Raw genomic sequence first — 9,488 nt, 5'->3', positions numbered from 1 at the left:
GCATCCAGTTATTGAAAATGGTATTCATTTCCTACAATACTTTCGGGGGCGCTAACAAGCCCCCGGCGCGAACGTCACATCCGCACATCCACGACCAGCAGGACCGCATCGCATCCGCGACAGAAGGGGTGGATCCACGTGCTCGACGGCTGTACGCCCTGGCCCGAAGAACTCGCCGCTCGTTACCGGGCATCCGGCTACTGGCGAGGGGAAACGTTCGACCAACTGCTGCGTACCTGGGCCCGCGCACACCCGCACCGCACCGCCCTCGTGCACGGCGAACGGCGGCTGAGCTACGCCGAACTGGAGTCCGCCGCCGACCGCGTCGCGCGCAGGCTGGCCGGGCTCGGGATCGCGGCCGGGGACCGGGTGGTCCTCCAACTGCCCAACATCCCCGAGTTCTTCGCGGTGTTCTTCGGGCTCCAGCGGCTCGGCGCCGTCCCCGTCCTGGCGCTCCCGCTGCACCGGAGGAGCGAGATCGTCCATCTGTGCCGGCTGTCCGAGGCCGTGGCGTACGTCGTTCCGGACGTCCACCAGGGCTTCGACCACCGGGAACTGGCCGCCGAGGTGGTGAAGGAGGCCCCCTGCCTACGGCACGTCCTGGTCGTGGGCGACCCTGGCACCCACACCCCGCTCGACGGGCCGGGCACCGGCGTGTCCGGCGTGTCCCCCGTCCACGACGACGCCTCGGAAGTGGCACTGCTGCTGGTCTCCGGCGGCACCACCGGCCTGCCCAAGCTGATCCCGCGCACCCACGACGACTACGCCTACAACGTCCGCGCGAGCGCCGAGCTGTGCCGCTTCGGACCGGACACCGTCTACCTCGCCGCGCTGCCCGTCGCCCACAACTTCGCGCTCGGGTGCCCCGGAGTCCTCGGCGCGCTGCACGCGGGCGGCACTGCGGTGCTCACCGACGAGCCCGACCCCGACGCCGCCTTCGCCCTCATCGAGCGCGAGCGCGTCACCGCCACCGCGCTGGTCCCGCCCACCGCCCGGGTCTGGGCCACGGCGACCGGGTGGGCCGGGGCGGACCTGTCCTCGCTGAGGTTGCTCCAGGTCGGCGGCGCCCGGCTGCTGCCGGAGCATGCCATCCAGGTGCGGGGCGCCTTCGGGCCCGTACTGCAGCAGGTGTTCGGGATGGCGGAGGGCCTGCTCAACTACACCGAACCGGACGCCCCCGAGGACGTCGTCCTGCACACCCAGGGCCGACCGCTCTCACCCGACGACGAGATCCGCATCGTCGACGAGGACGACCGCGACGTACCCCCCGGCGCGGTGGGCCGCCTGCTCACCCGCGGCCCCTACACCCTGCGCGGCTACTACCGCGCCCCCGAACACAACACCACCGCCTTCACCGCCGACGGCCACTACCGCACCGGCGACCTGGTCCGCCGCACCCCGACCGGCCATCTCGTCGTCGAGGGCCGGGTGAAGGAGCAGATCAACCGGGGCGGGGACAAAGTCGCCGCCGCCGAGGTCGAGCAACAGCTGATCACCCACCCCGCCATCGCGGACGCGGCCGTCGTCCCCGTCCCGGACGACCTGCTCGGCGAACGCACCTGCGCGTTCGTCGTGCCGGCGCCGGATGCCGAAGCACCCGGCCGCAAGGAGGCCGCGGCCTTCCTCAGGGAGCGCGGCCTGGCCCCGTACAAGATCCCCGACCGCATCGAGGTGCTCGACGCCCTCCCGGTGACCGCCGTCGGCAAGACCGACAAGCGTGCCCTGACATCCCTGGCGAACGCGCTGACCGGGATCGCCGGGCGTGCGCGCCCCGCCGCCGAAGGGCCTGACGGCCCGGAAGGAGTACGCACTTCATGACGCACTTCATGACCACCGCACCCTGGACCTCGTGGGCCGACGCCCTGCCCGACCTCGGCCCCGCGCACATCGTGGAGTCCTGCGCGGACCCCGCGGTGGCGGCGGTCCGGCTCGCCCGCAGTGGAGTCGGCGGCAGCGAGTACGTCGTGTACGAGCGTGCCGGTACCTGGACGTACGCCGCCGGCCCCGCCGCGACCGTGACCGTGGACGCGGAGCGGATCACGGCCCGTTGCGGCACCCGGTCGGCGACGCAGCCGACGTCGGCGAGACCGCTGGACCAGGTCGCCGAGGCCCTCGCCCACCTCCCGCACCGCGACTGGCAGATCCACGGCTGGGCCGCCTTCGAACTCGCCCACCTGCTGTACCCGGACACGGGAACCGTCGGCTCCGCCCCCGTACTCCACCTGATGCTGCCGACCACCGAGGTCGAGCTCACCCCGGGCAAGGCACGCATCCGCACGGCCGTCCCGCGTCAAGTGACTGGAATCGCCGAGGCATTGGCCGCGACGAGGCCCGACCGGGACGATAAGGCCCCCGCCGACCCGGAGGCACTGGTGCGCTCGGACCCGGCCGCGTACCGGCGTGCCGTGGCACTCGCCGTGGACGACATACGCGCGGCCAGACTCCACAAGGCCGTACTCTCCCGCCCGTTGCCCCTGCCCGAGGCCGCGCGCCCGGACCTGACCGCCACCTACCTCGCGGGCCGGCGGGCCAACACACCCGCCCGGTCCTTCCTCCTCGACCTGGGCGGCTGGCGGGCGGCCGGCTTCAGCCCCGAGACGGTGGTCGAGGTCGAGGCGGGCACCCGTCGCGTCTCCACCCAGCCCCTCGCCGGCACCCGCGCCCTCACAGCGGAGCCCGACGAGACGGCCCGCCTGCGAGAAGACCTGCTGGGCGACCCCAAGGAGATCCACGAGCACGCCATCTCGGTACGCCTCGCCGTCGAGGAACTGACGCAGGTCTGCAGCCCGGGCACGGTCGCCGTCGAGGAGTTCATGACGGTCCGGGAACGCGGCTCGGTGCAACATCTCGCCTCGCGCGTCACGGGACGGCTGTCCGACGCACACGGCCCCTGGCACGCGCTGGCGACCCTGTTCCCGGCGATCACCGCCACCGGCTGCCCGAAAGCGGAGGCACTGCGCACCATCAGCCGCTACGAGGCCGAGCCCCGAGGGCTGTACGCCGGGGCCGTGCTGACCGCCGACGCCGACGGCTCCCTCGACGCGGCCCTCGTCCTGCGTACGGTCTTCCAGCGCGACGGCCGCAGCTGGCTGCGCGCGGGCGCCGGGATCATGAGCCAGTCGACCCCGGAACGCGAATGGGAGGAGACCTGCGAGAAGCTCCGCAGCGTCGCCCCGCACCTCCGCCTGAGCCACGGCACACCGCCCGTGGAGCCGCAGTGAACCGCCAGGGCCAGGCCCTGTCCCACCACCTGATGGACGACGAGCAGGCCTCCTTCTCGAACCGGCGTCCAGCACCGGCCTGCCGCGTCTCATCGCCCGCAACCTCACCCACAACGGAAGGAGCCTGTGCATGAGTGACACCGAACGAGGCCGCCGGGACCGGCCCTTCACCCTGGTCGTCTGCGCCGACTGCGATGCCGCCGACGAGGAGGTGATGGACGGGTTGCGGCGCGCTGTACGGAGCTGCCGCCAGGGGATCATGGTCTCCACCGGCTGTCTGGAACGGCTCCTGCACTGCCGTCTGCGGAGCGGAGTCCATGCCGCCGTGCAGCCGTGCGCGGCGGATCGCAGCCCCACGGGAGCCGTCGTACGCCTTGGCCCGATTGTCACCAAGGCCGAGGCCGCGGTGGTCGGGGCCTGGTTGCGGGCCGGCATGCCGGATGACGGCACGCTGCCCGACACCCTGCGCGCGGCGCCTGCGCCACGGCAGGTCGCCCACCTCAACTGAGGGCTGGCGGTGCGGCACGCAGGTGTGAGGCGATGCCGCTCGGTGGGTGGGTGTGTGGCCCACCCGTCGGGCGGAGTTGGCCCGCCGACGTCGGCGAGGGCCGGCCAAGGCGGTCTCGGGCGCGTTGCAAAAAGCGGGTAAGGAATCCTCAACCAAAACATGCATGGATCGCTATATGTTAATGTCACCATGCATGGCCTGCGGCACATGAGCCACAGGCGACCGAAAAGCACGCCCAGGAGCACGACATGACCACTGCCACCGAACACCGCACCCACGACGGCCACACGCACACCCACGGAGAGGGCTGCGGCCACGTCGCCATCCCGCACGGCGACCACACCGACTACGCGCACGACGGCCACATCCATCGGGCCCACGGGGACCACGTCGACGAGTGCGCCACCGCCGGCCACGCCACCCACGCGGACCACGACCACCGGCACGGCGAAGGCTGCGGTCACGTCGCCGTCCCGCACGAGGACCACGTCGACTACGTGCACGACGGCCACCGCCACGCCGCCCACGACGGGCACTGGGACGACCACTGATCCGGGGCCGGGGTTCGGTAAAGGGAACACCAACCGAAAACCATTGCCACATGCTAATGTGCGCATATGGCAACCACCCCGCCCTCTCCCATAGCCGTGACGGACGAGCCGCTGCGCGACCTACAGGCCGCCAGTGACCTGCTGAAGGCCCTGGCGTCCCCCGTCCGCCTCGGCATCGTGCGGGAACTGTCCCAGGGCGGAAAGTACGTCCACGAATTGGTCGCCGCCCTCGGAGTGAGTCAGCCGCTGGTCTCCCAGCACCTTCGGGTGCTGCGCAACTCCCGGATCGTGACGACCCGGCGCCAGGCCCGCGAGATCCAGTACTGCCTCACCGACGATCACGTCGCCCACATCGTGCTGGACGCCATCCGGCACGCACAGGAATAGCCCGGCACCGCCACTCACGGCGGAGCCGGGCCACTCTTGTTAATGGGATCCGTTTTCATATAGCGTCGTCCCCACTCACGCGAGCCGGGGAGGCCGTCATGACGCGGCGTGGCGCGAACCTGGGCACGATCCAGGAGACCCTTCTGATCCCGCTGTACGGCTGGGCGGTGGAGAACCGCAAGAAGGACCCGATCCTGACCGATCCCCGCGCCGAGGAGATCGTCGCGGCGATCGACTACGACTTCGCCCACTTCGACCATCTGCCCAGCCTGACCGGCACGGTACTGCGCACCAGCCTGTTCGACCGCTGGACGGCGGACTTCCTCGCCGCCCACCCCGACGGCACCGTGGTGGAGATCGGCACCGGTCTCAACACCCGCTTCGAGCGCACCGACAACGGCCGGGCCCGCTGGTTCGAGCTCGACCTCCCCGACGTGATCGAGCTGCGCCGTACGTTCCTCACCGACACTCCACGGCGCACGACACTCGCCGCGTCGGTCACGGACGAGGGATGGGCAAGGACCGTCTCCGCGCACTCCGGCGGCCCGTACTTCTTCGCCGCCGAAGCCGTCCTGCCCTTCCTGACCGAGGCGGACGTCCACCATGTCGTCGACCTGCTGGCCACTCGCTTCCCCGGATCGACGCTGGCCCTCGACACCGCCGGCCCCGGCATGGTCGACGCCCAGGACAAGCACGACGCCCTCAGCAAGGTGGACGCCCGGATGCAGTGGACCTGCGCCGACCCGGCGCGGCTCACCGAGTGGCGACCTGGAGCTCGGGTCCTCGCCTCCCACACGCTCAGCGGCCTGCCCACCCCGATGTACGGCGCACTCCCGGCCGCCGTCCAGGAGATGCTGACCGACCTCGCCGCGCAGCGGCTGCCTCAGGTCGAGGAGTACCGGCTGAGCCTGGTCCAACTGCCCTGAACACCACGGCATGCGTCAGCCACGGCACGCTCCCCGGACGCTTCCCCTGGTCAAGATCGATTGTCAGTGGTGGGTGAGAGCATCGGGGTATCGAGTCGGATGAGGGGGAGTTGTCATGTCGGGAAGCCAGAACTACATCAACCACGTCGCACTTGTGCTGGATGCCAGTTCGTCGATGTCGCACCTGAGTCGCAAGGTCGTGGAGGTCGCTGACCAGCAGATCGCCTATCTGGCCCGCCGATCGCAGGAGTTGGACCAGGAGACCCGTGTCACGGTGTACGTCTTCGCGGACCAGGTGGAGTGCGTCATCTATGACAAGGACGTGCTGCGGATGCCGTCCTTGAGGCAGTTGTACCGGGTCGGTGGGATGACGGCGCTGCTGGCGGCGACGCTCAAGTCGCAGCGGGAGCTGGCGCAGACGGCTCAACTGTACGGAGACCACAGCTTCCTGACCTTCGTGCTGACGGACGGGCAGGAGAACGCCAGCCATCGCTGCCCCGACGCACACAACAGGGACCCGCGCGCTTTGGTCGGGGCCGTGGCCGAGATGATCGACCTCCAGGAGGACAACTGGACCCTGGCCGTTCTCGTGCCGGATCAGATGGGCAAGCGCGAGGCCATGCACTGCGGCTTCCCGAAGGACAACATCGCCGTCTGGGACGCCACGAGCACCCAGGGGCTGGAGGAGGCCGGGCAGGTCATCCAGCAGGCCACCGAGCAGTTCATGGTGGGCCGCTCCCGGGGTATCCGCGGATCGCGGGCGGTGTTCTCCACGGGTGCGCAGGCGGTCAACAAGGACACCATCAAGGCAGCAGGTCTGGCCCCGGTGGATCCGTCGGCTTACCAGCTGATCCCGGTCGCTCGTGACGCGGCGATCCGCGACTGGGTCCTTGAGTGCGGGCACACGTACCGCACCGGTGGTGCGTTCTACCAGCTGAGCAAGTCGGAGAAGATCCAGGCGCAGAAGCAGATCGCGGTGCTGGAGAAGAAGACGGACCGCGTGTACACAGGACCGCAGGCACGGGCTCTGCTGGGCCTGCCGGACACGGAGATCCGCGTGAAGCCGGACCACAACGACGACTTCACGATCTTTGTGCAGAGCACCAGTGTGAACCGGAAGCTCGTGAAGAACACGCGACTGCTGCTCATGCTCTGACGCCCCGCGGAACTCGGTGGGTGGCGCGCGCTCCAGTCCGACACCGGCGCGCTTCCAACTGGCCCGGCACCGTGGGCAGCGCGCCAGGGCGCTGCCCATGGTGGTGGACGGCGGGTAGTTGCCGAGCGCGCGCTCGGCCTAACCGATCGAGAAGGTGGCGCCGGGTGCGGCGTAGTCGACCGGGCCGTCGAATCGGGCCGAGGCGCGTGCCACCGCCTGTTGTGGGGTGAGGAATCGTCCGACGTGGGTGACGATCAACCGGCCTGCCCGGGCCGCGCTTGCCGTGTCGCCGGTGTCCTCGGGGGTGTGATGCACCTGTTCGGCCTCGGCCGGCGCCTGGGCGCTTTCGGCCTCGCACAGCAGCGCGTCGCACCCCTCGGCCAGCCGCGTGAGGTTGGAGCACGGCGCGGTGTCCCCGGAGTAGACCAGCGACCGGCCCTCGGCGTCGATGCGCACGGCGAAGGCCGGGATGCCGTGGGCCACTGCGCGGCTGGTCAGGGTGAGGGATCCGATGCGCGTCCGATGCCCGTCCTCCAGCTCATGGACGGCGAAGGCGGACTCGACGGGGCTGCGCGTGGAGCTGTTGGTGAGGAAGTGGGCCAGCCGGTCGGCGATGCCCGGCGGACCGTACAGGGGTATGGGCGCGGCGAGTCGTATGTCCGCGTAGAGCGCCGCGTAGTAGGCGGTGAGCAGGTCGGCGCTGTGATCGGCATGCAGGTGCGAGATCCAGATCGCGTCCACCTCGTCGAGGCGGACATGGCGCTGCAGTTGCGCCAGCGTTCCGCTGCCCGCATCCATCCAGAGCCGGGTGCGGCCGCTGGAGACCAGGTAGCCGGAGCATGGATTGTCCACGCTCGCATAGGGGGTCGCACTGCCCAGGACGGTGAGGCGGAGAAGATCACTGGCCATCATCCGGGGAGTCTATAGAACGCTTACTGGAGACGAGTCGTCTCGTCTTGCTATAGTAGCGGCATGCACTTCTTCTACTTTCTCTGAGTCCGGGCACGGCCGACGCGGCCGCCTCTGCTGCTTCCGCTGCCCGTAGACCCTTCACATCCCAGGGAAAGTCACATGCGCGAACGCGCCCATACCGCCTTGCCCGCTGCCGTACCCGCTGCCGTGGCGCAGCTGTCCGTCAAGGACGTCACCAAGTCGTACGGCACCCGGACCGTCCTCGACCAGGTCTCCTTCACCGTCCGACCGGGCGAGAAGGCCGCCGTCATCGGCGAGAACGGCTCCGGCAAGTCCACCCTGCTTCGGCTGCTGGCCGCGGCCGAGACGCCGGACACCGGCGACATCACCGTCAGCTTCCCCGGTGGCATCGGCCACCTCGCCCAGACCCTCGACCTCGACCCGGACTGCACCGTGCGGGACGCGATCGACCTCGCGCTCACCGAACTGCGTGACATGGAGCGCCTGCTGCGTGCCGCGGAGGAGCGCCTCGGCGAGGCTTCGGAGGACGAACTCACGGCGTACGGCGAGCTGTTGACCGCGTACGAGGAACGCGGCGGATACGAGGCGGACGTCCGTGTGGACGCCGCCATGCACGGCCTCGGGCTCGCCGGGATCACCCGCGAGCGGGTGCTCGGCTCGCTCTCCGGCGGCGAGCAGTCACGGCTGGCCCTGGCCTGTGTGCTGGCCGCCGCTCCCGAGCTGCTGCTCCTCGACGAGCCGACCAACCACCTCGACGCCACGGCGGTGCGCTGGCTGGAGGAGCGACTGCGCGCGCATCGGGGCACCGTCGTGGCGGTCACCCACGATCGCGGCTTCCTGGAGAACATCGCCACCACGATCCTCGAGGTGGACCGGGATGCCCGCACGGTCCACCGGTACGGCGACGGCTGGGCCGGCTACCGCTCCGCGAAGGCCGCCGCCCGGCGCCGTGCGGAACAGGAGTACGCGGACTGGCTGGAGGAGGTGGACCGTACCGAGGAACTGGTCGAGGCCGCCGGGAAGCGGCTCGCCACCACCGGCAAGGACCCGCGGCAGGGCTTCGGCAAGCATCGCCGTTCGCACGAGGCGAAGCTCGGCGGGCAGGTGCGGGCAGCCCGGGAACGGCTGGCCCAGCTGCGGCGCAACCCGGTGGCGGCACCGCCGGAACCGCTGCGGTTCACAGCGGCGCTCACGGCGACGAGTGGCGACCGGGCCGCCGAGGGGCCGCTCGCCGAACTCGACGGCGTGGCGGTCGGCCGACGGCTGTGTCTGGACGGGCTGTTGACGATCGCGCCCGGGCAGCGGCTGCTGGTCACGGGTGAGAACGGGGCGGGCAAGACGACTCTGCTGCGGGTCCTTGCGGGTGATCTGCGACCGGACGCGGGCACGGTTCGCCGTCCCGCCCGGATCGGCTACCTGGCGCAGGAGCTGCCGGCGCGCTCCACACGGCTCCCGCTGCTGGCCGCCTTCGCGGCCGGGCGCCCCGGGTCGCCGGAGGAGTACGCCGAACAGCTGCTGACGCTGGGGCTGTTCCGTGCGGAGGATCTGCACGTGCCGGTGGCCGCGCTGTCCGCCGGGCAGCAGCGGCGGCTTCAGATCGCGGTCCTGGTGACCCGGCCCGCGGACCTCCTCGTACTCGACGAGCCGACCAACCACATCGCGCTCGACCTGGTCGAGGACCTGGAGTCGGCACTCGCGGCCTACCCGGGCGCGGTGGTCGCGGTCTCCCACGACCGCGGCTTCCGTGACCGGTTCCCCGGGGAACGGCTGGAGCTGCGCGACGGCCGCAGGTACTGAGCCGATCCC

General features: G+C 70.6%; 9 protein-coding genes. 8 read left to right on the top strand and 1 reads right to left on the bottom strand.

Annotated elements, in window-relative coordinates; translation table 11 throughout:
* The first annotated feature begins 138 nt into the window (after positions 1-138).
* From L0P92_RS00940 to L0P92_RS00910, 7 genes are all read left to right on the top strand, one after another.
* Entirely contained in the window at positions 139-1,818 is a 1,680-nt protein-coding gene (locus L0P92_RS00940) for a (2,3-dihydroxybenzoyl)adenylate synthase (protein ID WP_308289584.1), read from the top strand.
* Positions 1,815-3,221, top strand: a complete 1,407-nt coding sequence (locus tag L0P92_RS00935) for a salicylate synthase (RefSeq protein WP_234760426.1) — start codon at positions 1,815-1,817, stop codon at positions 3,219-3,221. The genes L0P92_RS00940 and L0P92_RS00935 overlap by 4 nt, the downstream gene beginning before the upstream one ends.
* A 130-nt stretch (positions 3,222-3,351) precedes the next feature.
* Positions 3,352-3,729, top strand: a complete 378-nt coding sequence (locus tag L0P92_RS00930) for a hypothetical protein (RefSeq protein WP_234760425.1) — start codon at positions 3,352-3,354, stop codon at positions 3,727-3,729.
* Positions 3,730-3,977: 248 nt separating this feature from the next.
* Positions 3,978-4,280 (top strand): hypothetical protein, encoded by a 303-nt coding sequence (locus L0P92_RS00925; protein ID WP_234760424.1) that lies wholly within the window; start codon positions 3,978-3,980, stop codon positions 4,278-4,280.
* 66 nt (positions 4,281-4,346) lie between these two features.
* Entirely contained in the window at positions 4,347-4,667 is a 321-nt protein-coding gene (locus L0P92_RS00920) for an ArsR/SmtB family transcription factor (RefSeq protein WP_234760423.1), read from the top strand.
* 98 nt (positions 4,668-4,765) lie between these two features.
* The gene (locus tag L0P92_RS00915; RefSeq protein WP_234760422.1) at positions 4,766-5,593 is read left to right on the top strand and encodes a class I SAM-dependent methyltransferase; all 828 of its coding nucleotides are present in this window, start codon (positions 4,766-4,768) and stop codon (positions 5,591-5,593) included.
* Between the two features lie 115 nt (positions 5,594-5,708).
* A complete protein-coding gene (locus L0P92_RS00910) occupies positions 5,709-6,749 on the top strand; it encodes a vWA domain-containing protein (RefSeq protein ID WP_234760421.1) in 1,041 nt (346 codons plus the stop codon).
* Positions 6,750-6,887: 138 nt separating this feature from the next.
* Here the strand turns inward: L0P92_RS00910 and L0P92_RS00905 are convergent, their stop codons facing one another.
* Positions 6,888-7,658 carry an MBL fold metallo-hydrolase gene (locus tag L0P92_RS00905; protein WP_234760468.1) on the bottom strand — a complete coding sequence of 257 codons (771 nt, stop codon included), beginning with the start codon at positions 7,656-7,658 and terminating at the stop codon, positions 6,888-6,890.
* Between the two features lie 162 nt (positions 7,659-7,820).
* Between L0P92_RS00905 and abc-f the strand changes: the two genes are divergently transcribed.
* Positions 7,821-9,479 (top strand): ribosomal protection-like ABC-F family protein, encoded by a 1,659-nt coding sequence (gene abc-f / locus L0P92_RS00900; RefSeq protein WP_234760420.1) that lies wholly within the window; start codon positions 7,821-7,823, stop codon positions 9,477-9,479.
* The last annotated feature ends 9 nt before the right edge of the window (positions 9,480-9,488 follow it).

It is taken from the genome of Streptomyces muensis, from assembly GCF_021474425.1.
Classification (GTDB): Bacteria; Actinomycetota; Actinomycetes; order Streptomycetales; family Streptomycetaceae; genus Streptomyces; species Streptomyces muensis.
This window is presented reverse-complemented; position numbering and strand designations above follow the sequence as displayed.

Bases quoted from the DNA above. Each gene is read 5' to 3' on its own strand.
- L0P92_RS00920 (WP_234760423.1), top strand. From the start codon at position 4,347: ATGGCAACCACCCCGCCCTCTCCCATAGCCGTGACGGACGAGCCGCTG.
- abc-f (WP_234760420.1), top strand. From the start codon at position 7,821: ATGCGCGAACGCGCCCATACCGCCTTGCCCGCTGCCGTACCCGCTGCC.
- L0P92_RS00905 (WP_234760468.1), bottom strand. From the start codon at position 7,658: ATGGCCAGTGATCTTCTCCGCCTCACCGTCCTGGGCAGTGCGACCCCC.
- L0P92_RS00910 (WP_234760421.1), top strand. From the start codon at position 5,709: ATGTCGGGAAGCCAGAACTACATCAACCACGTCGCACTTGTGCTGGAT.
- L0P92_RS00935 (WP_234760426.1), top strand. From the start codon at position 1,815: ATGACGCACTTCATGACCACCGCACCCTGGACCTCGTGGGCCGACGCC.
- L0P92_RS00925 (WP_234760424.1), top strand. From the start codon at position 3,978: ATGACCACTGCCACCGAACACCGCACCCACGACGGCCACACGCACACC.
- L0P92_RS00930 (WP_234760425.1), top strand. From the start codon at position 3,352: ATGAGTGACACCGAACGAGGCCGCCGGGACCGGCCCTTCACCCTGGTC.
- L0P92_RS00915 (WP_234760422.1), top strand. From the start codon at position 4,766: ATGACGCGGCGTGGCGCGAACCTGGGCACGATCCAGGAGACCCTTCTG.